The sequence below is a fragment of the Pseudarthrobacter sp. 1G09 genome (assembly GCF_050038305.1).
GTDB classification, from domain to species: domain Bacteria; phylum Actinomycetota; class Actinomycetes; order Actinomycetales; family Micrococcaceae; genus Arthrobacter; species Arthrobacter equi.
Map to the genome: position 1 here is coordinate 832,897 of NZ_CP188306.1, position 24,418 is coordinate 857,314.

Below are 24,418 nucleotides of genomic sequence, written 5' to 3' on the forward strand. Positions count from 1 at the left end.
TTCATGGACCCCGCCCTGCTGCGAAAAATCTGCCTCTCATTCCCCGGTGCCTTCGAGGACTACCCGTTCGGACCGGAGATTGCCGTCTTCAAGGTCCGTGCACACATAGCCGGTGGAACCCGGCATGAGGCGAAGCTGTTCGCACTGTCATCCATGGATCCCGGCGATTTCTACGTGAACCTCAAATGCGATCCGTCCCTGGCGGTTCAGCTGCGGGCCGCGCACGCCGCCATTGAGGGGGCCTGGCACATGAACAAGACGCACTGGAACGGTGTCCGTCTGGACGGGTCCCTGCCGGAGGACATGGTGCGGGACATGGTGGAGGACTCCTATGACCTGGTGGTTGCGGGCCTGAGCCGCAAGCAGCAGGAACAGCTTGGATGGGCACGCCTCGGACGTTCGGGTGAATGAGGCACGGGCGGCCCGCGGCTGCCTGAACTATCCGGGTGTTGGAAGTACAAGGCAGGGTACGACGCCGGCGGGGTACTCCAGCGTCGTGGAGGAGGTGCGCCTGGGATCGGGGCTGCCGCTGTTCCGTCGCATCGCGGATGGCATCCTTGGGTGGGAACTGCAGCGGCGCGCAGGCCTCCGTGTCCGGGCGGAGTCCCCACGGGCATGGCCGGGCGTACGGGTGGTCAGCGGGTTCGGCGTCGGCCCGGTCCGGCTGAACGCGCCGTGTGAGGTGGTCTGGGTCCAGGAGCCGTCCCCGGATAAGGTGCCGCAGTCGGCGGGGTTTGGCTACGGGACACTTCCGGGACATCCCGCCCGCGGTGAAGAATCCTTTGAAGCGGTCATCGACGCCTCGGGTGCGGTCTACCTCCGGATCCGTGCCTTCAGCAAGCCGGCTAACTGGTTCTACGCCACCGGCGGACTGGTGACCCGGGCAGCCCAGCGGTACGTTACTTCCCGGTACATTGAAGGGGCACGCACACTCGCCGCGGAAGGAACATCCCAGTGATCTTTATCGTCGTCAAATTCAAGGTCAAACCGGAATGGTCGGAGCGCTGGCCGGACCTGGTGGCGGACTTCACCACAGCGACCCGGCAGGAGCCGGGAAACCTCTGGTTCGACTGGTCCCGCAGCCTGGACGACCCCAACGAATACGTCCTTGTCGAGGCGTTCAAGGACGACGCCGCCGGGGACCACGTGAACAGCCCTCACTTCAGGAAGGCCATGGCGGACATGCCGCAGGCCCTCGCCGAAACTCCCCGCATCGTCAGCCGCCAGCTCGACGGCGACGGCTGGGACCGCATGGGCGAGCTCACCATCGGCTAGGGAAGGACCGCAGCCATGTGGGTCGGCTGGATTGAGTTCGACATCCTCCTGGGCGACGTCCAAAGCCTGAAGGAGAAACGGTCCGTTATCAGGCCGCTCCTTGCCGAACTAAAACGCCGGTTCGACGTCTCGGTGGCCGAGGTGGGGGACCACGACCAGTACCGCCGCACCAGGATGGGCGCCGGCCTGGTGGCAGCCGACCGCGCGCACCTCGTGGAGGTGCTTGACGCCGTCGAACGTTTCGTGGCGGGCCGCCCGGAAATCGAGCTGCTCAGCGCCCGCCGCCGGGACCTGCACAGCGAGGATTAAGCGGGTTGAGCCCGTCGAAACCTGCAAGGGTTTCGACGGGCTCAAACTGCTGGCTGGGCCCACGCCGCCAAGGTGCGCTGGCCGAGCTTGCGAGGCGAGGGTGGCGGTGGGGAGGATCAGCCGAAGTACTTCGGCAGCGTCCCCTCGTGGGCTTCGCGGAGGGCGTCGAGGGACAGGCTCTCCACGCCGTTGATTTCCAGGGCGCCGCTGGCAGCGTCCACCACGCCGATGCGGGTGTGCGCGAAGCCGCGGGCGGTGCACATGTCCGTGAAGCGCACTTCCTCCGAGCGGGGAACGCCCACGACGGCGCGTCCCTGGGATTCGGAGAACAGTGCCGTGAACAGGTCCACGCCATCGCGGTCCATGACATCCTGCAGCGCAATCCGCGCGCCGACGCCGTAGCGCAGCGAGGACTCCACCAGCACGGCAGCGAGGCCACCCTCGGAGAGGTCGTGTGCGGCGTCGATCATGCCGTCGCGGGAGGCGTTGATCAGGATCTCACCCAGTGCGCGCTCGGTCTCAAGGTCCACCTTCGGCGGCTGGCCGCCCAGGTGGCCGCGCATGTTGGCCCACTCAGAGCCGTCCAGCTCGGCAGCGGTGGTGCCCAGGAGGTAGATGGCCTGGCCATCCTCACGCCAGCCCGACGGCGTGCGGCGGGCAACGTCGTCGAGCTTGCCCAGGACCGCCACCACGGGGGAGGGGTGGATGGGGGTGGTACCCGTCTGGTTGTACAGCGAGACGTTGCCGCCGGTGACGGGGATGCCGAGCACCTGGCAGGCGTCGGACAGGCCGCGGATGGCTTCGGCCAGCTGCCACATGACATCGGGGTCCTCGGGGGAGCCGAAGTTCAGGCAGTCGCTGACGGCCATGGGGATGGCACCTGCGGTGGCAACGTTCCGGTACGCCTCGGCCAGGGCCAACTGTGCACCGTGGTAGGGATCGAGGTAGGTGTAGCGGCCGTTGGCGTCGGTGGCCAGGGCAACGCCCAGGCCGGTTTCCTCGTCAACGCGGACCACACCGGCGTCGTCCGGGAAGGCCATGGAGGTGTTGCCGCCCACGTACCGGTCGTACTGGTTGGTGATCCAGGACTTCGAGCACATGTTCGGCGATGCCACGAGTTCCGTCACAGCCTTGGCCAGCTCGGCGGGTGCGGCCGGGCGGCCGGCATCCTGCACGGAGCCCGTGAAGGTGTCTGCCTGCACGGAATCCTGCCACTCGGGGCGGGCAAACGGGCGGTCGTAGACCGGGCCGTCGTGCGCCACGGTGCGGGGATCGACGTCGACAATCACGTCGCCTTCCCAGGTGATGATCAGGCGGCCGGTGTCGGTGACCTCGCCCAGCCAGGAGTACTCCACGGCCCACTTGTCCATGACGGCCTCGAACGCTTCCACGTTCTCCGGCGTCACAACGGCCATCATGCGTTCCTGCGACTCGGACATCAGGATCTCGCCCGGGGTCAGCGTCGGGTCGCGCAGCAGGACGGAGGTCAGCTCAACCTGCATGCCGCCGTCGCCGTTGGAAGCGAGCTCGGACGTGGCGCAGGAGATACCTGCCGCGCCGAGGTCCTGGATGCCCTCCACCAGGGAGCCCTTGAACAGCTCAAGGCAGCACTCGATGAGCACCTTTTCGGCGAACGGGTCGCCCACCTGGACGGCGGGACGCTTGGACGGTTTGGTGTCATCAAAGGATTCGGAGGCCAGCACGGAAGCGCCGCCGATTCCGTCGCCGCCGGTGCGTGCACCGAACAGGACCACCTTGTTGCCCTTGCCGGAAGCGTTGGCGAGGCGGATGTCCTCGTGGCGCATGACGCCCACAGCAAGGGCGTTGACCAGCGGGTTGCCCTGGTAGACGGAGTCGAACACCATCTCGCCGCCGATGTTCGGCAGGCCCAGCGAGTTGCCGTAGCCGCCGATGCCCGCCACGGCGCCGTGCATGACGCGGGCGGTGTCCGGGTGGTCGATGGCGCCGAAGCGCAGCGGGTCCATGACGGCAACGGGGCGTGCACCCATGGAGATGATGTCGCGGACAATGCCGCCGATGCCGGTGGCCGCGCCCTGGTAGGGCTCAACGAACGACGGCGAGTTGTGCGATTCGATCTTGAAGGTCACGGCCCAGCCGTCCCCCAGGTTGGTGACGCCGGCGTTTTCGCCGATGCCTACCAGCATGTCCTTCTTCATTTCCTCGGTGACCTTTTCGCCAAACTGGCGCAGGTGGTTCTTGGAGGACTTGTAGGAGCAGTGCTCGCTCCACATGACGGAGTACATGGCCAGTTCGGCGCCGGTGGGGCGGCGGCCCAGGACCTTGACGATTTCGTCGAACTCGTTCTGCTTCAGGCCAAGCTCGACCCAGGGCAGCTCAGTGTCCGGAGTCTTGGCAGCGTTCTCGACGGTGTCGATGTTGAACTTCTTGGTGGTTTCGGTGGTCACTTGTCGCCTCCCACAATCTTGTTCAGTACGGAGGTGAAGAAGCCGAGTCCGTCTGTGTCGGACCCGCCGGCACCCGTCTCGCGGGAGAACGCAGCCTCGGGGCCGAAGCCCGGTTCCACGGCGTGCTCCGGGTGCGGCATGAGGCCCACCACGTTGCCGGCGGCATTGGAGATGCCGGCGATGTCCCGGCGGGAGCCGTTCGGGTTGAAGCCCACGTAACGGAAGACGACGCGGCCCTCGGCCTCCAGGGCGTCCAGGGTCCTGTCGTCCGCGATGTACTGGCCATCCTGGTTCTTCAGCGGGATGGTGATCTCCTGGCCCGCTTCGTAGTCCAGGGTCCAGGCAGTGTTGCTGTTCTCGACGCGCAGGATCTGGTCGCGGCAGAGGAACTTCAGGTGGTCATTCTTGATCATCGAGCCGGGCAGCAGGTGCGACTCAGTGAGGATCTGGAAGCCGTTGCAAATGCCCAGGACGGGCAGCTTGGCGTCACTGTTGGCGGCGTCGATGATCTTGGACATCAGTGGCGCGAACCTTGCGATGGCGCCGGCACGGAGGTAGTCGCCGTAGGAGAACCCTCCGGGAATCACGACGGCGTCCACGTCACCGAGTTCGGTGTCGCCGTGCCAGAGTTCGACGGCGGTGGCACCGGCCAGGCGCACGGCGCGGGCCGCGTCCCGGTCATCAAGGGTGCCGGGGAAGGTAACGACGCCGATCCGGGCGCCGGCGAGGCGCGGCTCCGCCGCGACGGCGATGGCCTCGCCGATCAGGGGAAGTTCAGTCATCTCAGGCCTCGACGACCTCGACGTTGACGACGTCCTCGATCACGGGGTTGGACAGGAGGGTTTCTGCGGCGTCGCGGGCCTGGGCCAGGATCTCCTCCGTCACCTCGCCGTCCACGGTCAGTTCGAAGCGCTTGCCCTGGCGGACAGAGCTGAAGCTGGTGAAGCCGAGGCGGGGAAGAGCGCCGACGATCGCCTTTCCCTGGGGGTCAAGAATCTCGGGCTTGGGCATGACGTCAACAACGATCCGGGGCATCCGGCAACTCCTGTGCGTGAGCTTGGGTAAGGGCGCAGCGGAGTGATGCCGTCTCACGCCGTACCGGTGTTGGGGGCACACTGTAGGGCAGTGTTCCAGACTTTGTGGACGGGCGCTCCGCGAGCTTGCCCTATCATTCTACCGGCCCGGCGGCCCCACCCTGTATTCGGTAGATCCACGTCACGGCGGGGCCCGCAAAAGGGGAATCCGGCGCTTCCAGCCATTCCCGCTATGGAGTTGAAACGGACCCTTCACTAGGATGACGGGATGGCAGAGAATTCGAAGTCCGTCCTTTTGCCAGTGATGGCCGTGGCCGTATTTGCCGGCCTGGGCCGGATGGTCTTCCAGAAGATCAAAGCCGACCGCCGCGCCCGGGAAACCCGCACGGCCGGACCGGTGGACGAGAAGACCCGGCAATGGATCAGCGACGTGGTCCGGACCCCCCGGCAGTAGCGTCCTGCCGCCGATTCCTGCGCCCTGCTCCTGACAGGCAGGGCTTACCGGGCTGTCCGTCCGGGCCCCCGCCAGCGCTGTATATGACTGGCGAAAATTCGCCGTATGTGCCCTATGTCATATTCGGCTATCAGTCTGTACTCTGTGAACCGGCTGGTCTTATCGAATTACAAAACCTGTAATTCCCTGTACCAAGCCGGTCATTTCCGGCCCTCTAATCCTGACAGGCCGGTTCATCGTGAAAGGGTGCACGTGAAATTAACAGGAAAGAGCCCTGCAGGGGGCGGCGGATTCCGGAGGGCTGCAGCGTTCTCCGTCGGGATTCCGCTGCTTCTTGGTTCAGTGGCAGCCGTGCCGGCCACGGCAGCCCCCGCCACGGGGCAGGTTCCGTCGGTCCAGCAGAAAAACCTTGATCCCAAGGACTACCAGGCCGGCAGGTACATCGTGGTGCTGGCGGAGAAGCCCGCAGCCACCTATGCAGGCGGCACCGGCGACCTGAGCGCTACGAAACCCCAGAGCGGAAAGAAGCTCGACGCCGGGCGGCCGGAGGTGCAGCGCTACCAGCAGCATCTCGAAACGCAGCAGCGCGAGATTGCCAAGGACGAAAGTGTCCAGATCAAACGCAACTTCACCGCCGCCATCAACGGCTTCGCCGCGGACCTCTCCGCAGACCAGGCGCTGAAGCTGGCCAAGGACCCGAAGGTCCTCATGGTGGCGCCGGACACCGAGAACGCACCGGACTACTCCACCACCGATTTCCTCCAGCTCTCCGGCCCGCAAGGCATCTGGAACACATCCTTCGGTGGCACGGAGAACGCCGGCAAGGGCGTTGTGGTGGGAGTCATCGACTCCGGCTACACCCCCTCCAGCCCCTTCTTCGCAGGAACCGACGTCAAGCCCCTGGCCGGAAACCCCGAGGTGGGCGTGCCCTACCGGACAGCAGACGGCAAGATCGCCATGTTGAAGTCAGACGGCGACACGTTCGTGGGCGAATGCCAAAAGGGCGAAGGCACCGGGGCAGCCTTTGACGGCAGCGCCTGCAACTCCAAGGTCCTCAGCGCCCGCTACTTCGCCGACGATTTCAAGAAGTACGTCCCGGAGGCCAATCGTGCCCCAGAGGAAGTGCTTTCTCCCGTTGACGTCGGAAGCCACGGCACCCACACCGCCAGTACCGCAGCCGGAAACGCAAACGTCCGGGCCAACCTGGGCGGCCGCGATATGGGCATCACCGGCGGGGTCGCTCCGGCCGCCAAGCTCTCCATCTACAAGGTCTGCTGGGACGACACCGACCCCAACACCGGTGGCTGCTACAGCTCCGCATCGGTGGCCGCCATCAACCAGGCGATCCTGGACGGCGTGGATGTCCTGAACTACTCCATTTCGGGCAGCACCTCCACCACCACGGACCCGGTTGCCCTGGCTTTCCTCTCCGCCGCTTCAGCCGGAGTCTTCGTTTCCGCATCCGCAGGCAACAGTGGCCCCACGGCCAGCACCGTCAACCACGGCGCACCCTGGCTCACCACTGTCGCTGCCTCGTCCTTCTCCACCGAGTTGCAGGGAACTGTTGAATTCGAGGACGGCAGCAAGTACCGCGGTGCCAGCCTGATGGCCAACAACGTCCCGGCCAGCCCCCTGGTCCTCGCAGCATCGGCTGCAGCAGCAGGAGCCGCAAGCCCCGAGCTCTGCGGACCGAACACACTGGACCCCGCCAAAGTGGCCGGCAAGATCGTTGTCTGTGACAGGGGCGTTGTTGACCGCGTGGCCAAGAGCGCCGAGGTCAAGCGCACCGGCGGCGTCGGCATGATCCTCGTCAACGTCACCCCGTCCTCCGAGGACGTGGACCAGCACGCCGTACCCACCGTCCACGTGAATCCGCCGGCAACGCAGCAGATCAAGGACAAGCTGGCGGCCAACCCCGCCATCAAAGCCGCGCTGGTGAACAAGGACACCACCGGCCTGCCGCAGGAGCCCCAGCCGCAGATCGCCGGGTTCTCCTCACGCGGCCCGCTGCTGGCCACCGACTCAGACCTGCTGAAGCCGGACGTCGCCGCTCCCGGCGTCGCCGTGCTGGCCGGCGTTTCACCCATCGGTGAAGCCGGCGCCCAGTTCGGCATGATGTCCGGCACATCGATGGCGGCTCCGCACGTGGCAGGCTTCGGAGCGCTGGTCCTGGGGAAGAACCCCACCTGGTCACCCGCCACGGTCAAGTCAGCCATGATGACCACCGCTACGGACGTCAAGAACGCGGACGGCAGCCGTAACACGGATGTCTTCGCAACCGGCGCCGGCCAGGTGTCAGTCGCCAAGGTCCTGGACCCGGGCCTGGTGTACGACGCCAATGAGACCGACTACTTGAAGTTCATCCAGGGAACCGGACTGGACCTTGGCATCCCGGATCTGGGGACCACGGCGCCGCGTGACATGAATGTGGCCTCGTTTGCACTCGGTTCGCTGACCGGCAGGACCGAGGTGACCCGCACGGTGACGGCGCTGACCCCCGGCCTGTACCGCGCCCAGGTGAATGTGCCGGGCGTCAAGGTCACGGTGACCCCCTCGATCCTGAACTTCAGCGCGGTGGGCGAAAAGCGGACGTTCAAGGTCAAGTTTGAAAACGCCTCCGCCCCCACGGGCCAGTTCGCCATGGGCAGCCTGGTCTGGCAGGGTGCCGGCAAGAACGTCGCTTCACCGGTAGCGGTCCGTCCGCAGTCCGTAGTGGCGCCGGCGAATGCCGCCTTCAGCTCAGCGGGCGGGACCGGCCAAGGGAAGATTCCCGTGGTGTCCGGCACCAATGCACCGGTCAGCATGACGGTGGACGGCCTGTCCAAGGCGGATTCAACTGCCGTGGAACTGGTCCCCGGGCCGCTGGCCCTGGCGAACAATACCTCCAACGCCATGAAGCAGGTGACGGTGGCCGCGGGTTCGCCGCTGGCCAAGTTCTCCGTCTTCTCCTCCGACGAGAACGCTGACTTCGATCTCCTGGTGGTCACCCCGGACGGCAAGCAGCTCGCCTCCCAGACGGTGTCCGCCAGCGAATCGGTGTCCGTCAGCAACCCCAAGGCCGGCGTGTACACAATGTTCGCCAACCTCTACGCCAGCCCTAACGGCCAGCCCACCAAGGCATCCTTGGATGCCGCGGTCCTGGGTGCCAACATGGGCAACGCCTCGGTCAGCCCCAACCCGCTTAGGCTGGCGAACGGCACTGCCGGTGACGTGACGTTGTCGTGGCAAAACCTTGAACCGGGCTCCTACATTGGCCGGGTCAATTACTCAGGCGGTGCCACCCCCACCTTTGTCTCGGTGGTGGTAACCCCGGGTGCCGGCGCTGTGGTCCCGGATGACGAGCAGACGGATCCCGGCAAGAAGGACAAGAAGGACAAAGTAAAGAAGGAAAAGAAGAAGAAGGAGTTCCAGGACGAATCGGGGAGCTCCAACCTGGGAATCTAGGCACCAGCCTCCCAAGAGGCCCGGAGCCTGAATAACCGGACAACCGATGGCCGGCGGATCGACTGCGATCCGCCGGCCATCCTTGTCTTGGGCCGGGTAACCGTCCGCCTACGTGCTGCCGGCCCCTCCGGCAGTTCCGCCCAGCAGTGGCGCAAGTGCCCGCCACCGGGAAATCTCGCAGCCATCGGTCAGGGACAGCGTGGTGTGAACGCGCCTGCCGCGGAACGTCCCCGTAACGACGGCCTGCTGGGGCCCGCCATACTGCTGGGTACACAGGCGCGGCGGCCCGGGTTCAGGGAAGAAGATCGCAGGTCCGTGTTTCAGGACGGCATCGAGGGCGGCCTGCGGGTCCGGTACGGTCGAGCCCGGGGACACCTTGCCGTGGCTGGCCTGCAGGGTGAATTTATGGTGCGGGCCGTCAGGCGTTTCGCTGAGGTTGATTACCAGGTGGACGGATCCGGGATCAGGCTGCGCCTTGTTCTCCATGGCTTTCTCCTTTCGCGGACCTGGTGGCCAGACCTGTGGCGTCCGCCAAAGACGCTGCCAGCCGGCCCCGAAGTGTTGCGGCTTCCTGGGCAAAGCCACGCTGCCGGGCAACGTAGTCGGCCTTTCCATCGGCGGTCTCGATCCGGATGGGCGGGTAGCCCCAGTCTGCGAGGTCGTAGGGGGAAGCCTGCATATCCATGGCGCGGATCCGCCACGACAGCTCGAAGCAGTCCATGACCAGCTCGCTCGGAAGTGCCGGAAGCAGCTTGTAGGCCCACTTGTAGAGGTCCATGTTGGCATGCAGGCAGCCGGGCTGCTCCATGTGCCGTTGGGAGTCCCGGGTAGGCAGGTGCTCATTGAGCGGCAACGCATCAGGAGTATAGAAGCGGAACGCATCAAAGTGCGTACAGCGGATGCGGTGATCCTCCACCACCTGGTCGGTTCCCTCCGAATCCAGGCGAAGTTTCAGGTATTCGTGGCGCAGGTTGAACTTGTCCTGGCGGTACACCATGGCCCATTCGTGCAGGCCAAAGCAGCCGAACTGGGCAGGCCTTGCCGCGGTTCCGCGCAGGATGATCTCAGCAAATGCCACCGCGTCCGCACGGTCGGCCAGGAAGGCGGCCCGGTCGAAGGTGACCGCCGTGCTGCCCGCGGGCAGGCCGAGCACAGCCAATTCGCCGTCGTCGAGCACCCGGTAGTGCTTCCAACCGCGCCGGGCCTCGCCCGCGCTGCCCGCCAGGACCGTTCCGGCGCCCGGGTGCCAGCGGCGAAGCTGACCCGGTTTTTGCGTGTAGTAGGTGAAGAGGAAGTCCTCCACCGGGTGTTTCCGTCCGGCGGACCTTCGCTCCAAATAGGGGTCGGCGTAGCCGCCGACGCGCAACTGGTGGGCCTCCTCCCTCGCCCGCCACTCGTTGGCCGCCAGGAGCTTAAGTTGCTCCACCGGCGCGTCCCAAAATGTCTTTCGCGGCGTCCCAGGCGCTGATCTCGCAACCGTCCGTGCGGGCGAAGGATGCTTCGACGGCGGTTCCGTCAACCACTCCGGTCACGGTCGCCTTTTCCGGTCCGCCATATTGCTGGGTGCAGGCCTGGGCCGTGCGGGGCCCCGGGTTCAGCAGGGCCGCATTCCGTTTGAGGGCGGCGCAGGCGGCGTCAGCCGTCGGGTGGCTGCTTTCGCCTGCCGGCACTCCGGCATCGCACACCAGCGTGTAATTGACCGCGGCTTGGCCTTCAGCCGGAATGACAGTGATGGCGAGCTCGGCATTGCCCTGGCCAGGCCCGGCAGGCAGCGCGGACGGGGAAGCGGGCGGCGGGGCCGGAACTGACGTTTCGGTATCCGGGGACGGAGTGGCTGTTGACGGAGGCGCGGTTGCCGAAGACGTGGCGGAGGAGGTTGGCGACTGAGCCGGGGACGTGGACGAGGGCGGCGGGTTGCCGCCGTCCGGGCCACCGGTGCAGGCGGAGAGCAGCCCCGCGGTGACGGCAAGGGCCGCTAGGTGAAGCCGCACGTTACGCATGGTCCGACGCCTCATTCATGCCTCGATTCTAACTTCCCCGGCTTGTCCCGCGGGCTGCGCTGGTCCAGGCCCGTGCACTGGAGGGGAGTGTGCTGCCCTGCCTATGACTCCGTGCTGCCGGATGTGGCGGCGATGAGCGCCATCATGCTGGCGTGCAGTTCGGTGACCTGCCCGCGGGTCAGTCCCAGCCGGTCCATCATGGTGCCGGGAACCTTAAGCGCCTCCTGCCGGAGGGTGGCGCCCTTCGGCGTGAGTTCCACCGACAGGGCACGTTCGTTCCCGTCGGCACGTTGCCGGGTGATGTATCCGGCCGCTTCAAGGCGGCGCAGCAGCGGTGAAATGGTGGCCGGTTCCTGGGCCAGGGCTTCGCTGATGTTCCTGACGGTGCGGGGACTGGTTTCCCAAAGTGCGAGCATGACGAGGTACTGCGGGTGCGTCAGGTTCAGTTTTTCGAGGACGGGTTTGTAGGCGCCTACGACGCTGCGGGAAGCCACGGTCAGGGCGAAGCACAACTGGTGCTCCAGGAGCAGGTCGTCTTCGCGGGCGTCCGGGGCGGCTGCGGTGGTCATTGGTCCTCCAACTGTTAGTGCACTAATAGTTAGCGTACACTTTTGGTAGGCAGGATGTCAGATGGAAGGAAAGTTCATGGCCAGGCGCAACACTGAAGACAGGGGCAACGCTTCCCAGCGGTTCATGCGGGCCACCGGCAAATTGCGGGCCGTCTTCGGGCCGGCCAACCGCTCCGCCCTCGGCCACGCCATGACAGAGGAAAACCGCCGGCTGCTCGCTCAGCGCGAGGCTGAAAGCCAGCAATGGGAAACCATCACCCGGCCGGACGGAAGCACCTACGTGGTGCCGAAGGACCCGGGCGACAAATCCCTGCGCTGACGGTCCTGCGGCCCCTCACTAGCTGATCGGCCGCCGCTCCCAGCCGCGAGGTGACGCCGGATAGTCCGGAGCTTTTTACCCCTTCCCGGCGTAAAATGAGGGGCACCGGCTCCGGGTGGAGCCAAGGGCTCATTTCCTCGCACCGGGGAAGGGGGTGGAAAACAGTGGCACACGTACTCAGCGGATTTATGAGCATGACGGACCGGCTCCGCTTCTTCTTCGGTCCAGCGACCCGGCTTGATGCCGATACTCCGGTGATCCACAGGCACGACGACTTCGAGCAGGCCTCGGAGGAGGACCTTTCGCACTTCGTGGTGGAAACCGACTCAACAGGCCACCACTACGCCGTCCGGCGGGAAGACCTGGAACGGGAAGGCTGAACCCTTCCGGCAGACAGGTCCCAGGCTGCACAGCATGAAAAAGCCGGGCCGTCTTCCATCGATCAATGGAAGGCGGCCCGGCTTTTGGTCTGCCTGCGGCGGTCAGCGGCCGGTGCCGCCATACACGGTGGCTTCGTTGTCACTGTCCAGCTCGAACGCATTGTGGATGACGCGCACGGCCTCATCCAGCAGGTCTGCATGGGTGACTACGGAAATCCTGATTTCCGAGGTGGAGATCATGTTGATGTTGATGCCGGCGTCGGACAATGCCTTGAAGAAGGTGGCCGAAACGCCCGGGTGGGACCGCATGCCGGCGCCGATCAGGGAAAGCTTGCCGATCTTCTCGTTGTACTCGATGGTTTCGAAGCCGATCAAGTCCTGCGCGGCGTGCAGGGCGGCAAGGGCATCGGCGCCCTCAATGATGGGCAGCGTGAACGAGATGTCTGTCTTGCCGGTTCCGTGGGTGGACACGTTCTGGACGATCATGTCGATGTTGGAATGGGCGTCGGCGATGACCTGGAAGATGGCCGCGGCCTTGCCCGGGATGTCCGGAACGCCCACAACGGTGACCTTGGCTTCCGAGCGGTCGTGCGCAACGCCGGAGATGATTGGCTGCTCCAAGGCAACTCCCTCTTGAGTGGTGATCTTGTCTTCGGCGCTGGGGATGACCCAGGTGCCTTCGTGCTGGCTGAATGAGGAACGGACGTGCAGGGGCACGCCGAAGCGGCGGGCATACTCGACGCACCGGAGGTGCAGGATCTTGGCACCGGACGCCGCGAGCTCCAGCATCTCCTCGCTGGAAATGGTGTCGATCTTCTGGGCTGACGGGACCACCCGGGGATCGGCCGTGTAGATGCCGTCCACATCCGTGTAGATCTCGCAGACGTCAGCTTCCAGTGCCGCAGCCAGGGCCACCGCTGTGGTGTCCGAGCCGCCGCGGCCCAGGGTGGTGATTTCGTTGGTGCTCCGGCTCATGCCCTGGAAACCGGCCACAATGGCGATATTTTCCTTGTCCAGGGCGGTGCGGATGCGGTGGGGGTCCACGTCGATGATGCGGGCCTTGCCGTGGATGCCATCGGTGATCATGCCGGCCTGCGACCCCGTAAAGGACTGCGCGGACGCGCCAAGCTTGTTGATGGCCATGGCCAGGAGGGCCATGGAGATACGTTCGCCAGCGGAGAGAAGCATGTCCATCTCGCGGGCAGGGGCGGAGTCGGTGACCTGGGCGGCGAGGTCCAGGAGTTCGTCGGTGGTGTCGCCCATGGCGGAGACCACCACAACAACCTCGTTGCCGGCCTGCTGGGCGTTTACTACCCTGGCGGCCACGCGCTTAATGCCGTCAGCGTCCGCAACGGAGGACCCGCCGAACTTCTGCACGATGAGTTGTTTGGTTACCGCACCGCCGGCCTGCAGGCCCTGCGGCTGCGTCGCGTTGTGCACTTCGGTAGTGGGCGTACTCATGGCGCATACCTTCATCGGATCAATGGGATTTTCGGAAGCCAGGCAGCGGGGCGGCCCGGCATCCTCCGACAGTTTATCGCCGCCCGTACCGCGCCGCTGAATTATGACCGAATCTCAGCCCGGAGGACGACAACCCGGCCATGGCCGCTGGCGTACGCTCGGAGGATCAGCATGCAGCAACACTGTGGGGGACAGGTGCGCACACTATGGCAATAATCTCGGAACGGCCTGGCGGGCAGCAGGTTCCCGACGACGGAATCACGGCCCGGGGGGTAAGCCGCAGCTTTGGCGCCGTCCGCGCGGTTGACCATATGGACTTCCACGCCCCGGCGGGCAGGGTCACGGCACTCATCGGCCCCAATGGTGCAGGAAAGACCACTCTGCTTCTCATGCTGGCCTCGCTGCTGGACCCGGACCAGGGCACCGTCACGGTTGGCGGCCTGGACCCTGTCCGGAACCGCGCGGAGGTCCGGAGCCGGCTGGGCTGGATGCCGGACACCCTCGGCGTGTGGGAATCGCTGACGGCCCGGGAGATCCTGACCCAGATGGCCAGGTTCTACCGGCTCCCCGCGTCCGGGACCGCCCCGCGGGTCACCGACATGCTGGAGCGTGTCCGGCTGGCAGACCTCGCCGACCAACCCGCCAGGGTCCTGTCCCGCGGGCAGCAGCAGCGGCTGAGCCTGGCGCGCGCACTCATCCACGATCCATCGGTGCTGCTCCTGGACGAGCCTGCTTCAGGCCTGGATCCCGGGTCCCGCGTTGAGCTGCGGACGACACTCCGGCAACTCGCCGCCGAAGGAAAAGCCGTTGTGGTGTCCTCGCACGTCCTCAGCGAACTGGATGAGATCGCGGACGGTGCGGTGTTCGTCAACAACGGACGCACGGTCCGGCAGCAAACCACTGAGGAGGCGGTCGCCGCTGGCCGCCGTTATGCGATCACGGCGGCCGACACAGCTGCGCTCGCCGCGGAACTGGAGCGGCTGGGACTCGAATTCCGCCGCGAGGGAGGCCGCCGGCCGGGCGTCAGCCTCGTTCTGCACAACGAGGTCGGGGCGGAGCGGCTCCTGCGGGACCTGGTGCTCGCCGGCGTCGGAATCCGTTCCTTTGCCCCGGCCGTCGGCGCGTTGGAGGAGACCTACATGAACCTCGAGGGGGAACGGCGATGAGCAGCATGACGGCAAACCGGGAAGGAGCCGCCCGCCGCGGAGCGCCCGGGCCCTACATGGCGGGGATCGGGCATGTGATGGCCCTGGAGCTGAAGCAGCGGCTCCGGTCCCGCGGCTGGTACATCATGCTGGCCATCTGGTTCGCACTGACCGGACTGGTGACGTGGCTGACCTGGGCAAGCTGGAGCGCCTCGAATGCCTTCCAGCGCGACTTCGGTGGCGTATCCGGAGCACGATTCACCGGCCCGGGTTCGCTGATCTTTGAAGTGGTGCTGGCGTTCGTCCTGCTGTTCGCGCTGCTGGTGGCACCGGCACTGTCTGCCAACGCCGTGAACGGTGACCGGGCGGGCGGCACCTTGGCCATCCTCCAGGTCACGCTGCTGGAACCGGGCCAGATCCTTTGGGGAAAGTTTTTCGCCGCATGGGCCGCGGCCCTGGCGTTCCTGGTGGCCAGTACGCCGTTCCTGGTAATTGGCGTGGCGCTGGGTGGCCTGACTCCCGCGTACATACTGGTATCGCTGGTGATGCTGGCCGTTGAGGTGGGCATTGTCTGCGCCATCGGCGTCGGGATTTCCGCGCTGGCCGGACGCCCCTTGTTTTCCATCGTGGTGACCTACCTGGCGGTGGCCGGCCTGGTGGTTGGCACCCTCATCTCCTTTGGGCTGGGCACCGGGCTGACCCAGGGCACCGTGATGGCCAACAATCAGCAGTACCGTGCCTACGCGCCGCTGCAGTCAGAGCCCATGGACGCCGGATACACCTGTTCCGGACCTCTTCGGGAACAGTCCGCCCTGCATACCGAGCGGGTGGCCTGGACGCTTGCCATGAACCCCTTCGTGGTGGTGGCGGACGCTATTCCGTACCCGGACAGGACGGAGCGGCAGAACTTCACGTCCATCGGCGCGATCGAAGGCATCAGCCAGGCAGCCCGCCAGGCCATGGCCGGGCCGGAGGGGATCATGCCGTGCGTCAACGGCAAGGTCCAGCCCACATACCTGGGGCAAAAGACCCCGCTGTGGCCTGCGGGCCTCGGCCTCCAGATCGTGCTGTCCGGGCTCCTGATGTGGCTCGGCTGGCGTTCGCTCCGGACACCCGCCCGCAAGCTCGCCCGCGGGACCCGCATCGCCTGAGCAGGCCGGCGGGCTGAACCCGAACCCGCCGGACGGGACCTTTCGAGGTTCGGCCCGTCGGGATCTGGACAGCCCGGCGCCTGTATCCCACGATTGAACCAGTTGTAACTTAGTTGGCCGGCAACCGCCGGACACTTCCGGGGCTGGGGCCTGTCCAGGGAAGGCGGACCCGGTATGCCCAATCAGCGGCAACCTTCCGAAAGTCCCGCGCCGGAGCCATTCTTTGAGCCCATCGGCCGGGACACTTCCCCTCCGGGCACGGAACCAGTCAGACCCAGGGGCGCTTGGGATGAAGCCGATGACGCCGACGACCACGGCGGGCGAACGGCCGGTCCAGCGTTCCGGGCGGCGGTGCTTTCGGCAGTCGTGGCCTGGCGGGGCAGTATTGCTTCGCTTCGCTTTTGGGCCATTGCCGTGGGCGCAGCGTGTGCGACGTGGGCCGTCGCCGCAGGCCTGGTGTGGGTGTCGGCCGCCGCGGAAGGCGATCAGTCCGGCTTGGTTCCCGCTGCGCTGCTGATCTACGTCCTTGCGTCCTCGCTGCTTCCGGCTGCGGCGGCCCTGGTGGGGATGCACTGGGGCATGGCTTGCCAGTTGCGGCGAGCCTCGACCGGAGAGCCTCATTCGGGTTATCTTGCCGCCGTCCTGGCCACTGCACTGCAGGGTCTGGTGTTCGTAGTGGTGGTGCTGGTCAGCCTTCTCATCCAGGCAGCGGCTTCTGGTGGCCCGGGATCCTTCGCTGTCACCTCGTCAGGACTGGCGGCGGTGGAAGGGACCCTGTTCGGTGCCATGGGTGTTGCTGTGGCCGCCCTGGTGGGTCGCCCTGTCCTGGCGAGGGTGGCGGGTTGGGTGCTCAGCCTGTTCCTCGTGGCGGGGACCCTGGTTGCCGGTGCACTGCTGGTGCCCGCTGTCCGCTCCGAAGAACCGCTTACTGTGGCCCTGAACGTGCACCGGGCCGCGGACGGTACCCCCGTTGCCTACGAGTGCTCGCAGATCCCGGCCGGAACCGTTGAGGTTTACCGGACGGAGCGGATCATGTGGCTGCCGGCTGTGAGCCCCATTGTGGTGTGGACGATGCTGGCCGGTGAACCGGGGCCGGGGCAGGAACTGCCCGGCTGGCTTTCTGCGGAACTGCAGGCCGCGGCCGACGGCCCCCGGGTTCCGTGCGTCAACGGGGAACCGAGGAGCATGGATTCGCCGCGGACGCCCCTCGCAGCGGCTGGCCTCCTGCTGCAGGCTGGTTTGACCGGCGCCCTGTTGGTTGGCGCGCACGTGGCGGCGTCCCGGCGTCGTCCGCCTGCCTGACAGATACTGGCGCACTGCACTTGCCGTTATGTCCTTGCCCCGCGCCCCGCGCCCCGAGCCCCGAAGCCCGCGGTCAGCTTAGGGCGTTCCGCCGGCCCTCGAACGCGCGGCCCAGCGTGACCTCATCCGCGTACTCCAGGTCGCCGCCCACGGGCAGCCCGGAGGCCAACCTGGTGACGGCAATCCCGATGGTCTTGAGCATCCTCGCCAGGTAGGTGGCTGTAGCCTCGCCCTCCAGGTTGGGGTCGGTGGCGATGATGACTTCCTGGATGGCGCCGTCGTTCAGCCGGGTGAGCAGCTCACGGATGCGCAGCTGTTCGGGGCCGACGCCGGCAATCGGATTGATGGCTCCGCCCAGCACGTGGTACCGCCCGCGGAACGAGCGCGTACGCTCCACCGCGAGGACATCCTTGGACTCCTCCACCACGCAGATGATGGCAGGATCGCGGCGCGGGTCCCGGCAGATGTTGCAGAGCTCCTGCTCCGTGACGTTGCCGCAGACCGTGCAGAACTTGACCCGGTCCTTGACCGTGGTGATGGCTTCCACCAGCCGCTTCATATCCTGTGGATCTGCTTCGAGGATGTGGAATGCCAGCCGCTGCGCCGACTTGGGACCGACTCCCGGAAGGCGTCCGAGCTCGTCGATAAGCTCCTGGACCGCACCTTCGTACACAATTCCCTCTTTAGCTTGGTTTGGTTGTTTTGCAGGTCATGGCAGGGCCGCCTTGTTGGGCGACTGGCCGCCGTCAGTAGCGCGGAGCCAGGGGGCTGCCGTCCGGCGAGCGTTCTTCGATCAGCTTTCCGCCCAGAATACGTTCCACGGCAGCGCGTCCGAAGACGCCGGACTCCTCGATGGTTTCGTCGTCCGCGCTGGGAATGTCCTGCACATAGGTGGCCGCTGCGGCGGCCGCCCGTGCGGGGGCCTTGGCACGTCCGGCTTCGGCTTCCGGGCTGTTGGACAGCCTTTGGTAGAGGCTTTGTCGTGTTGCGGCGGCAACGGCAGACGCTGGGGCGGTAGCAAGTGCTGGCGAGGGTGCGGATGCCGGTGCGGAGGATGCCATGGCGTACTCGCGGGCCTGCTGTGGTTCCGGGCTGGCCGGCGCCGGCGGTGCTGCTGCCGGTGTTGTGGCCGCCACTGGTGCCGGCGGTGCTGCTGCCGGTGTTGTGGCCGCCACTGGTGCCGACGGTGCTTCCGCTGGAACGGTGCTGCGGGCCGGTCCGGCCGCCGGAGTAACGGGGATGGACGGCGGGACCTGGGCCGTGGCGGGCTCGTAGTGCGGGGTGCTGGTTACAGTCGTGACACCTGCTGGCCTGGACGGGTTGTCCAGATCCGCACTGGCCCCGCCTGCGACGGTAGGGGCTCCCACGTTGCTTTCCGTACCCACAACCCAGACGCCGGGGGCCTGTTCCACAGCCCGCGTCCATGGGTCGTGGACGCCGTCTGCTGGGCCCGAAGGCCGCTGCGGGGCTTCCACGACGCGGGATGCCGCAGGTGCCTGTGAAGACGCGGGCGCCGGTGCGGACCCCGGTGTTTGGCCCGGTGCTGGCGCCGGATTGCTTCCCTTTGCGGGCGAGGGTGCCCAGTCCATGGGAGGTTCTTCTTCCAGCGGGGGAGCGTCCTCGTCCCTCGGCGGTCCCCAGTCGTCGTCTGAGTAGGAGTAGTCGCCTGCAAGGGCCGCATTGGGGTCCAATCCGGCGGCAGCGCTGGTACCTGAAGGTGCGGCGGAGCCGGCGGGACTGTTGACGGCAGAACGCGCCGGGACGCTGCTGGGTGCGCCTGCGCCGGATGCGGGTCCGCTTGGGTTGCCGGCAGCGCCGGGGTTGCCAGGGGCGTGGCTGCCGGCTGCGTGGCTGCCCGGTGCCGGGACATCGGCCCGCGCACCCTGCGCCTGGTCCTGCGACGCCGGCGGCGTGGAGACTACTTCTGCGTGTTCGGCCGCCTGCGCTGCGCCGGTCCCCGCGGACACGGCGGAGGAACCGGTACGGGTTGGCTGCGAGGATGGCGCGTTGTCGACTGAACGTCGTCCGACATCGGCAGGTTCAGTCGCTGGTGTAGGTGCTGGTGCAGGTGTAGGCGCCGGGGCCAGGCCCCAGGCAACGTCGGCTGAGCTGGCCGGAGCTACCTGGTTGGCGGGAGCCACCTGGCTGGCCGTGGGCACCTCATTGGCCGTAGCTACCTGGCTGGCGGGTGCTTTTGGGTTTGGTTCAGCGCTCGCTTGGCCTGCGCCGGCCGCCACTGCATTGATCTGGCAGTCGATGCCCACCGTTTTGTGGATCGCCTGGCGGAGGTTGTCGGAGTGGTCCGCCCGCCCGAAGGCACCGGCTAGACCGGAGGTTGCGAAGGCGAGCGTGAGGACGCTGCCATCGAAGGCGCTGACCTGGGCGTTCGGTTCCACCAGCGCCCAGGTGCTGCGCTTGATTTTGGACAGGGTCTGCAGCACGTCTGGCCACGCACGGCGAAGGACTTCAACGTCGCCCATGCCTGCCGGGCCGCCAGGGGCCGCAGTAACGCGTGGCGCGTTCTGTCCGGCACTGCCAGTGCTGCCGGCGCCAGGGGCCGCAGTAACGCGTGGCGCGTTCTGTCCGGCACTGCCAGTGCTGCCGGCGCCGGCAATGGCGTCGCCGCGACCGTGCGACGTGTGTGCTGAACCGGCCGGGGCGGATGCGTCCTGCGTTGCGGAGGACGAAGCGGGCTGAGCCTGCTCCGGAGCGCCTTGTGGACCCTGCAGCGCAGCGGCAGGTCCTGACGCGGGCACCGGGCGGCCCGCAGCAGGCTGGACCGGAGAGGCGCTGCTGCCCGGGTGGCGTTCGTTGCCAGGCTGATCCACGGGCCAGTCGTTGGTGCTCACGCGCGGGGCAGTCAGCGGCGGGCGGCCGTCCACGGCCCCTGCGGTTCCTGGACCCGGAGCGCCTTGAGTTGTCCGGGGCGAAGATTCCCCTGTTGCACGGTGGGAAGGTGCATCTGGACCAGCCTGCGGCTGGACCGAGGTGATGGGAGCCGTGGGAGTTTGCTCCGGAGTTCCGGCCGCAGGGTCCTGCACTGAAGGGGCCTGCGTTGCCTGAGCCTGACCCGTATGAGCCTGCTCAGCGGGAGCCTGCTCAGCGGGGGACTGGGCAGCGGGGGACTGGGCTATGTGGGACTGGGCAGCGGTAGCGTGGGGCTCGGAAGCCTGGCCGCCGCCGGCAGCGCCACCCTGCGTTGCCGCCGGAATCGGTGTCGCTGCAGGGGCGTGTGGTGCCGATCCGGCACCCAGCGCGGCGCTGGCACCCTGGCCGGCGGCAGCACCGGCGTCGTTCCCGGAGTAGTTCAGCCGCCGCTCGACGCGGTCGATGCGCGCAGCAATGCCGCGTTCATTCTGTTCCGAACTTGGCAACAGGATCCGGGCGCAGAGCAGTTCCAGGTGCAGCCGCGGAGACGTGGCACCTGTCATCTCGGTCAGCGCCGTGTTGGTGACATCGGCAGCGCGGGACAACTCCGCGGCGCCGAGGTTGTGGGCCTGGTTCTGCAGCCGGGCGATCTGGTCCGCCGGCATGCCGCGCAGGATAACCTGGGCGCTCTCCGGCATGGCTTGGACGATGATCAGGTCGCGGAAACGCTCCAGAAGGTCCTCAACGAAGCGCCGCGGGTCATGCCCGGTTTGGATGACGCGGTCCACCGCGCGGAAAACGGTAGCTGCGTCCGAGGCGGCAACGGCCTCCACAACGTCGTCCAGGAGCGAGGCGTGCGTGTAGCCGAGCAGCGCAACCGCGAGCTCGTAGTCGAGCCCGTTCGGACCTGCGCCAGCCATGAGCTGGTCCAGGACGGAAAGGGAATCACGGACGGACCCGCCGCCGGCGCGGATGACCAGGGACAGGACGCCGGGGGCCACCGGGACGTTCTCCTGGTTGCACAGCAGCTCCAGGTAAGCCATCAGCGGCTCGGGCGGAACCAGGCGGAATGGGTAGTGGTGCGTGCGGGAGCGGATGGTACCAATGACCTTGTCCGGTTCCGTGGTGGCGAAGATGAACTTGATGTGTTCCGGCGGCTCTTCGACGATTTTCAGCAGGGCGTTGAAGCCGGCCGAGGTAACCATGTGCGCTTCGTCAATGATGAAGATCTTGTAGCGGTCGCGGACAGGGGCGTAGGTGGCGCGTTCACGGAGGTCGCGGGCATCATCCACACCGCCGTGGCTGGCTGCGTCAATCTCGATCACATCGAGGGAGCCGGAGCCGCCGCGGGCCAGTTCAACACAGCTGGGGCAGACGCCGCAGGGGGTATCGGTGGGGCCTTCGGCACAGTTCAGGCAGCGGGCCAGGATGCGGGCGGAGGTGGTTTTGCCGCAGCCCCTGGGGCCGGAAAACAGGTAGGCATGGTTGACGCGGTTCTTGCGCAAAGCCGTCATCAGTGGTCCGGTGACATGCTCCTGCCCGATAACGTCTGCGAACGAATCGGGACGGTATCTGCGGTAGAGAGCGGTAGTAACTGTCACAGGAAAAACCCTACCAATCCGGGCCGACATCCTGCCGCCCTGTGGGGGAATAGTAAAGACCCCCCATGCACCCGCCAGAGCCCGTCTACCCTTGCTACCTTCCGGTCCTGGGGGAGTTCAACAGGATGACGCCACATGAGGGGCCGTCAGACACTTTACCCGAACATCGGGCCCGACTCGAATCGGGAGCGGTCCCGCGCATCTTCCGCCCGCCACGCCTGCCCGGGATGGATTGGCGAGCATGGAGGGGCTATTTTCATTGCTTATCCCGTCGACAGCCGCGATCATAGGTATGTACACCGATTGGGGCAATCTCAAGGTTGTGAGCTGTGTGGCCTGGCTGAACGGGCCGGACCCGGCAGCTCAACGGTGTCCGATGGAATGGGCGCGTTGGGGGCGCCCATTTCTGGCGTATGGCCCGTTGTGGATGGCTGGCCAGCCGGGCCGGTGGGACGCGGAAAATGGCCCAATTGGGCGATGCGCGAATCTTCAGGTAATCTAGTATCTGCTTTTGATTCAAGAGCAGCTGGAGAATTCGCCTAGCGGCCTATGGCGCACGCCTGGAACGCGTGTTGGGTTAACGCCCTCGGGGGTTCAAATCCCCCATTCTCCGCCAGCCAGGAACCCGGTCCCACAGTGTGGGGCCGGGTTTTTGCATGTTCTGGCCGGATTGCGGGCATTCTGAAAGGCGCGGTGCTCAGGCGTCCGGTGCTGCCATTCCCAGCCGGAGCAGACGCGCCCGCGCTGCAATCTCGCTCGGTCCACGGGGACCAAGCGTGAGGCGTACGACGCCGAGGACGGCTTTGGTCGCCAGCCTCACCGGCAGCGGGAAGGGGCCCAGCCGCGGGACAGAGAGCCCTAGCATCTCGCGGTACCGGGGCTCGAGGCTGTACACGGCCCCGGCAAAGAGAACACGATAGCCGGGCCGCAGCAGCGGGTGCAATGGAGCCTTTCGGATGAACTCCACCGTCTCGGCGACCCGATGGTCCGCGCGCAGCTGGCCGCTTTCGTACCAGCGGTCCAGTTCGGCCCGCATCTCAGCCTCCGTCAGCGGTGGCCGGTCGACGCCCATCAGCCTGCCGGCCTGGGCCCACTCACGGACGTAGGCGTCGGGGCCTCCCGGAACAGGCCCACCCCAGATTTTGTGGGAGGCCAGGAACGCGTCCGTGAAGGCGATGTGAATCCAGCCGGCAAGGTGGGGATCGTTGGCGCTGTAGCTGTGGGCTTGGCCATCGTTGCCGTCATAGGTCCCGCGCACGGGTACATGCAGGCGGCGGACCCTGCCCGAGGCTTCTTCGGCGGCTTCCCGTGAACCGTATGTCACCGTGAAGATCCAGCGGATCGTGTGGGCAAGGCGGCCCAGCGGGTCCTCCCGGAAGTTCGAATGCTCGTGGACGCCCGCCAGCGCCCCCGGATGGAGCGCCTGCATCAGGAGCGTCCGGATTCCCGCCACGATAGGGGACATGGAGCCGTGGACTGCCCACACGGCGGAACCGGGGTGGTGGTATCCGGCGTCGTCCCCCTCCTCCAGCCGCACGGCCCAGTCCGGAGGGGCGTCCGACCTTCCAGTGAACGTCTTCCTGATTTCGCCTTGCCACTTCCGAAGAAAGCTCCGCATACCCCATTGTTGCCCGGTTCCGCCGGTCGATGGGAGGAAATTGCCCTGCACAGCCCGCCGGTGACCAGGGCTTGGGTGCCCCGCGTCAGTCCAGCCTGCGGTTTTCCACATAATCCCCGCAATGTGTTGTTAGGGGTTCACACTGGTCCGCCCGTATGGTCCCATGAGATGTACCGTCATGAAAGCGCGGATGGCTACCTTCTGGAGCCAGTCAATTGGGCAAGCATTGGGGAAACCGGTATGGGCGGAGATGCCCGGCGCTTCAGCCATCCGGCCGCGCGCGCGCTGGTTGCTACAGGTGCTTTGGCGGTGGCCTTCGGTGTGGTGAACCTCAGTGCTTCTTCCACCGGTCTGTGGCCGGGTTCAGCCGACACCGTCCGGACTGCGGCCACACCCGGGGCGAATGACCTGCTAACGGGTGCGGGGAACGGTTTCCAATTTCCCGGTGCACCTGCCCAGGACACCCAGGCGTCCGGCCGTGTTGGTCCCGGCCTGCTGTCTCCGGCAATCCTTACTGATCCCGGGGCTGCCGTCGCTTTTCCGCGCCCCCAGGTGGGCAGCTCGGGAGTTGGCTCACAATCCACGGTGTCAATGGAACTGTCGGGCATCGGCAGGCCGCCGGCCGGCTTCCTGATGGCACCGCTAGCCCTTTTGAATGCCAGCTCTCCCTTCGGGTTCCGCACCAGTCCGCTGACTGGGACGGCAGGGGATTTCCATCTTGGCCAGGACTACGCGGCTCCGTGTGGCACCACCGTCTACGCCGCCGATTCCGGCGTGGTGCGGGCTGCCGGCTGGCATCCTTGGGGCGGCGGCAACCGGGTGGAAATCGATCACGGTAACGGCCTCATCACCACCTACAACCACCTCGAGTCGATTGCCGTCCGCGCGGGAGACATGGTGCAGGTAGGCCAGGCCATCGCCAGGGTGGGCACCACAGGGTGGTCCACCGGTTGCCACCTGCACTTTGAAACGATCGTGGACGGCCGGTACGTCAGCCCCCGGGGCTGGAGCCTGATGACGCTCCGCGCACTGGGAGGACCTGCACCCGAGCCCTCGGTTTCC

General features: G+C 66.5%; 22 protein-coding genes, 1 tRNA gene, 1 other RNA gene and 1 pseudogene. 13 read left to right on the forward strand and 12 right to left on the reverse strand.

Features of this window, described 5'->3' with window-relative positions; translation table 11 throughout:
• Window positions 1-3: 3 nt before the first annotated feature.
• The 4 genes from ACP3TD_RS03970 to ACP3TD_RS03985 are packed head-to-tail and all read left to right on the forward strand — an operon-like array spanning window position 4 to window position 1,584.
• Window positions 4-411 carry an MmcQ/YjbR family DNA-binding protein gene (locus ACP3TD_RS03970; RefSeq protein WP_426765629.1) on the forward strand — a complete coding sequence of 136 codons (408 nt, stop codon included), beginning with the start codon at window positions 4-6 and terminating at the stop codon, window positions 409-411.
• Entirely contained in the window at window positions 404-958 is a 555-nt protein-coding gene (locus tag ACP3TD_RS03975; protein ID WP_426765631.1) for a DUF1990 family protein, read from the forward strand. Before ACP3TD_RS03970 ends, ACP3TD_RS03975 begins: the two co-directional genes overlap by 8 nt.
• Window positions 955-1,275 carry a putative quinol monooxygenase gene (locus ACP3TD_RS03980; protein WP_426765633.1) on the forward strand — a complete coding sequence of 107 codons (321 nt, stop codon included), beginning with the start codon at window positions 955-957 and terminating at the stop codon, window positions 1,273-1,275. The genes ACP3TD_RS03975 and ACP3TD_RS03980 overlap by 4 nt, the downstream gene beginning before the upstream one ends.
• 15 nt (window positions 1,276-1,290) lie before the next feature.
• Window positions 1,291-1,584, forward strand: coding sequence for a DUF503 domain-containing protein (locus ACP3TD_RS03985; protein ID WP_426765635.1), 294 nt, complete (start codon window positions 1,291-1,293; stop codon window positions 1,582-1,584).
• Window positions 1,585-1,700: 116 nt separating this feature from the next.
• On the opposite strand, the gene purL is transcribed toward ACP3TD_RS03985, so the two are convergent.
• Genes purL through purS form a run of 3 tightly spaced genes read right to left on the reverse strand, consistent with a single transcriptional unit; the run spans window position 1,701 to window position 5,045 of the window.
• Window positions 1,701-4,010, reverse strand: coding sequence for a phosphoribosylformylglycinamidine synthase subunit PurL (gene purL, locus ACP3TD_RS03990; RefSeq protein ID WP_426765637.1), 2,310 nt, complete (start codon window positions 4,008-4,010; stop codon window positions 1,701-1,703).
• Entirely contained in the window at window positions 4,007-4,792 is a 786-nt protein-coding gene (gene purQ, locus ACP3TD_RS03995) for a phosphoribosylformylglycinamidine synthase subunit PurQ (RefSeq protein ID WP_426765639.1), read from the reverse strand. The genes purL and purQ overlap by 4 nt, the downstream gene beginning before the upstream one ends.
• A 1-nt stretch (window position 4,793) precedes the next feature.
• Window positions 4,794-5,045 carry a phosphoribosylformylglycinamidine synthase subunit PurS gene (gene purS, locus ACP3TD_RS04000; RefSeq protein WP_015935902.1) on the reverse strand — a complete coding sequence of 84 codons (252 nt, stop codon included), beginning with the start codon at window positions 5,043-5,045 and terminating at the stop codon, window positions 4,794-4,796.
• Between the two features lie 267 nt (window positions 5,046-5,312).
• Here purS and ACP3TD_RS04005 point away from each other — a divergent pair, with 267 nt between their 5' ends.
• Window positions 5,313-5,498 carry a hypothetical protein gene (locus ACP3TD_RS04005; RefSeq protein ID WP_426765641.1) on the forward strand — a complete coding sequence of 62 codons (186 nt, stop codon included), beginning with the start codon at window positions 5,313-5,315 and terminating at the stop codon, window positions 5,496-5,498.
• 114 nt (window positions 5,499-5,612) lie between these two features.
• A complete protein-coding gene (locus tag ACP3TD_RS04010) occupies window positions 5,613-8,942 on the forward strand; it encodes a S8 family serine peptidase (protein ID WP_426765643.1) in 3,330 nt (1,109 codons plus the stop codon).
• A 108-nt stretch (window positions 8,943-9,050) separates the two neighbouring features.
• Here ACP3TD_RS04010 and ACP3TD_RS04015 read toward each other — a convergent pair whose 3' ends face one another.
• The 4 genes from ACP3TD_RS04015 to ACP3TD_RS04030 form a co-directional block, all read right to left on the reverse strand.
• Window positions 9,051-9,428 carry a serine protease inhibitor gene (locus ACP3TD_RS04015; protein ID WP_426765645.1) on the reverse strand — a complete coding sequence of 126 codons (378 nt, stop codon included), beginning with the start codon at window positions 9,426-9,428 and terminating at the stop codon, window positions 9,051-9,053.
• Complete coding sequence (locus ACP3TD_RS04020) at window positions 9,406-10,368, reverse strand: 3-methyladenine DNA glycosylase (protein WP_426765647.1); 963 nt, start codon at window positions 10,366-10,368, stop codon at window positions 9,406-9,408. The genes ACP3TD_RS04015 and ACP3TD_RS04020 overlap by 23 nt, the downstream gene beginning before the upstream one ends.
• Window positions 10,355-10,942, reverse strand: a complete 588-nt coding sequence (locus tag ACP3TD_RS04025) for an SSI family serine proteinase inhibitor (RefSeq protein WP_426765649.1) — start codon at window positions 10,940-10,942, stop codon at window positions 10,355-10,357. Before ACP3TD_RS04025 ends, ACP3TD_RS04020 begins: the two co-directional genes overlap by 14 nt.
• Before the next feature lie 101 nt (window positions 10,943-11,043).
• Window positions 11,044-11,511 carry a MarR family winged helix-turn-helix transcriptional regulator gene (locus ACP3TD_RS04030; RefSeq protein ID WP_426765651.1) on the reverse strand — a complete coding sequence of 156 codons (468 nt, stop codon included), beginning with the start codon at window positions 11,509-11,511 and terminating at the stop codon, window positions 11,044-11,046.
• Between the two features lie 76 nt (window positions 11,512-11,587).
• Here ACP3TD_RS04030 and ACP3TD_RS04035 point away from each other — a divergent pair, with 76 nt between their 5' ends.
• The gene (locus tag ACP3TD_RS04035) at window positions 11,588-11,830 is read left to right on the forward strand and encodes a hypothetical protein (RefSeq protein WP_015935909.1); all 243 of its coding nucleotides are present in this window, start codon (window positions 11,588-11,590) and stop codon (window positions 11,828-11,830) included.
• Window positions 11,831-11,994: 164 nt separating this feature from the next.
• Entirely contained in the window at window positions 11,995-12,210 is a 216-nt protein-coding gene (locus tag ACP3TD_RS04040) for a hypothetical protein (protein ID WP_426765653.1), read from the forward strand.
• A gap of 102 nt (window positions 12,211-12,312) precedes the next feature.
• Here ACP3TD_RS04040 and ACP3TD_RS04045 read toward each other — a convergent pair whose 3' ends face one another.
• Entirely contained in the window at window positions 12,313-13,671 is a 1,359-nt protein-coding gene (locus ACP3TD_RS04045) for an aspartate kinase (RefSeq protein ID WP_091718027.1), read from the reverse strand.
• 206 nt (window positions 13,672-13,877) lie between these two features.
• On the opposite strand from ACP3TD_RS04045, the gene ACP3TD_RS04050 reads away from it, so the two are divergent.
• The 3 genes from ACP3TD_RS04050 (at window position 13,878) to ACP3TD_RS04060 (ending at window position 17,269) form a co-directional block, all read left to right on the forward strand.
• Window positions 13,878-14,837: an ABC transporter ATP-binding protein gene (locus tag ACP3TD_RS04050; RefSeq protein ID WP_426765655.1), complete on the forward strand. Its 960-nt coding sequence runs from the start codon at window positions 13,878-13,880 to the stop codon at window positions 14,835-14,837.
• Window positions 14,834-15,967, forward strand: a complete 1,134-nt coding sequence (locus tag ACP3TD_RS04055; RefSeq protein ID WP_426765657.1) for an ABC transporter permease — start codon at window positions 14,834-14,836, stop codon at window positions 15,965-15,967. The genes ACP3TD_RS04050 and ACP3TD_RS04055 overlap by 4 nt, the downstream gene beginning before the upstream one ends.
• A 351-nt stretch (window positions 15,968-16,318) precedes the next feature.
• A complete protein-coding gene (locus tag ACP3TD_RS04060) occupies window positions 16,319-17,269 on the forward strand; it encodes a hypothetical protein (RefSeq protein WP_426765659.1) in 951 nt (316 codons plus the stop codon).
• 73 nt (window positions 17,270-17,342) lie between these two features.
• Here ACP3TD_RS04060 and recR read toward each other — a convergent pair whose 3' ends face one another.
• The 3 genes from recR to ffs form a co-directional block, all read right to left on the reverse strand.
• Window positions 17,343-17,942: a recombination mediator RecR gene (recR, locus tag ACP3TD_RS04065; protein WP_091718033.1), complete on the reverse strand. Its 600-nt coding sequence runs from the start codon at window positions 17,940-17,942 to the stop codon at window positions 17,343-17,345.
• 73 nt (window positions 17,943-18,015) lie between these two features.
• On the reverse strand, window positions 18,016-21,768 hold the full coding sequence (locus tag ACP3TD_RS04070; RefSeq protein ID WP_426765662.1) for a DNA polymerase III subunit gamma and tau: 3,753 nt from the start codon (window positions 21,766-21,768) through the stop codon (window positions 18,016-18,018).
• A gap of 21 nt (window positions 21,769-21,789) precedes the next feature.
• Window positions 21,790-21,886: signal recognition particle sRNA small type (gene ffs / locus ACP3TD_RS04075), an RNA gene on the reverse strand.
• Between the two features lie 380 nt (window positions 21,887-22,266).
• Between ffs and ACP3TD_RS04080 the strand changes: the two genes are divergently transcribed.
• Window positions 22,267-22,354, forward strand: a tRNA-Ser gene (locus tag ACP3TD_RS04080).
• A gap of 81 nt (window positions 22,355-22,435) precedes the next feature.
• Here the strand turns inward: ACP3TD_RS04080 and ACP3TD_RS04085 are convergent.
• Entirely contained in the window at window positions 22,436-23,356 is a 921-nt protein-coding gene (locus tag ACP3TD_RS04085; RefSeq protein ID WP_426765664.1) for an oxygenase MpaB family protein, read from the reverse strand.
• A gap of 633 nt (window positions 23,357-23,989) precedes the next feature.
• Between ACP3TD_RS04085 and ACP3TD_RS04090 the strand changes: the two are divergent.
• Window positions 23,990-24,343 (forward strand): annotated as a pseudogene (locus tag ACP3TD_RS04090) (M23 family metallopeptidase); the annotation flags it as partial.
• Window positions 24,344-24,418 lie beyond the last annotated feature (75 nt).

What these genes read in the sequence shown, in the direction of transcription:
- purQ (WP_426765639.1), bottom strand. Translation starts at nt 4,792, where the DNA reads ATGACTGAACTTCCCCTGATCGGCGAGGCCATCGCCGTCGCGGCGGAG.
- ACP3TD_RS04035 (WP_015935909.1), top strand. Translation starts at nt 11,588, where the DNA reads ATGGCCAGGCGCAACACTGAAGACAGGGGCAACGCTTCCCAGCGGTTC.
- ACP3TD_RS04050 (WP_426765655.1), top strand. Translation starts at nt 13,878, where the DNA reads ATGGCAATAATCTCGGAACGGCCTGGCGGGCAGCAGGTTCCCGACGAC.
- ACP3TD_RS03970 (WP_426765629.1), top strand. Translation starts at nt 4, where the DNA reads ATGGACCCCGCCCTGCTGCGAAAAATCTGCCTCTCATTCCCCGGTGCC.
- ACP3TD_RS04085 (WP_426765664.1), bottom strand. Translation starts at nt 23,356, where the DNA reads ATGCGGAGCTTTCTTCGGAAGTGGCAAGGCGAAATCAGGAAGACGTTC.
- ACP3TD_RS04030 (WP_426765651.1), bottom strand. Translation starts at nt 11,511, where the DNA reads ATGACCACCGCAGCCGCCCCGGACGCCCGCGAAGACGACCTGCTCCTG.
- ACP3TD_RS04010 (WP_426765643.1), top strand. Translation starts at nt 5,613, where the DNA reads ATGTCATATTCGGCTATCAGTCTGTACTCTGTGAACCGGCTGGTCTTA.
- ACP3TD_RS03985 (WP_426765635.1), top strand. Translation starts at nt 1,291, where the DNA reads ATGTGGGTCGGCTGGATTGAGTTCGACATCCTCCTGGGCGACGTCCAA.
- ACP3TD_RS04070 (WP_426765662.1), bottom strand. Translation starts at nt 21,768, where the DNA reads ATGTCGGCCCGGATTGGTAGGGTTTTTCCTGTGACAGTTACTACCGCT.
- ACP3TD_RS04025 (WP_426765649.1), bottom strand. Translation starts at nt 10,942, where the DNA reads ATGCGTAACGTGCGGCTTCACCTAGCGGCCCTTGCCGTCACCGCGGGG.
- ACP3TD_RS04045 (WP_091718027.1), bottom strand. Translation starts at nt 13,671, where the DNA reads ATGAGTACGCCCACTACCGAAGTGCACAACGCGACGCAGCCGCAGGGC.
- ACP3TD_RS04055 (WP_426765657.1), top strand. Translation starts at nt 14,834, where the DNA reads ATGAGCAGCATGACGGCAAACCGGGAAGGAGCCGCCCGCCGCGGAGCG.
- ACP3TD_RS04015 (WP_426765645.1), bottom strand. Translation starts at nt 9,428, where the DNA reads ATGGAGAACAAGGCGCAGCCTGATCCCGGATCCGTCCACCTGGTAATC.
- purS (WP_015935902.1), bottom strand. Translation starts at nt 5,045, where the DNA reads ATGCCCCGGATCGTTGTTGACGTCATGCCCAAGCCCGAGATTCTTGAC.
- ACP3TD_RS04005 (WP_426765641.1), top strand. Translation starts at nt 5,313, where the DNA reads ATGGCAGAGAATTCGAAGTCCGTCCTTTTGCCAGTGATGGCCGTGGCC.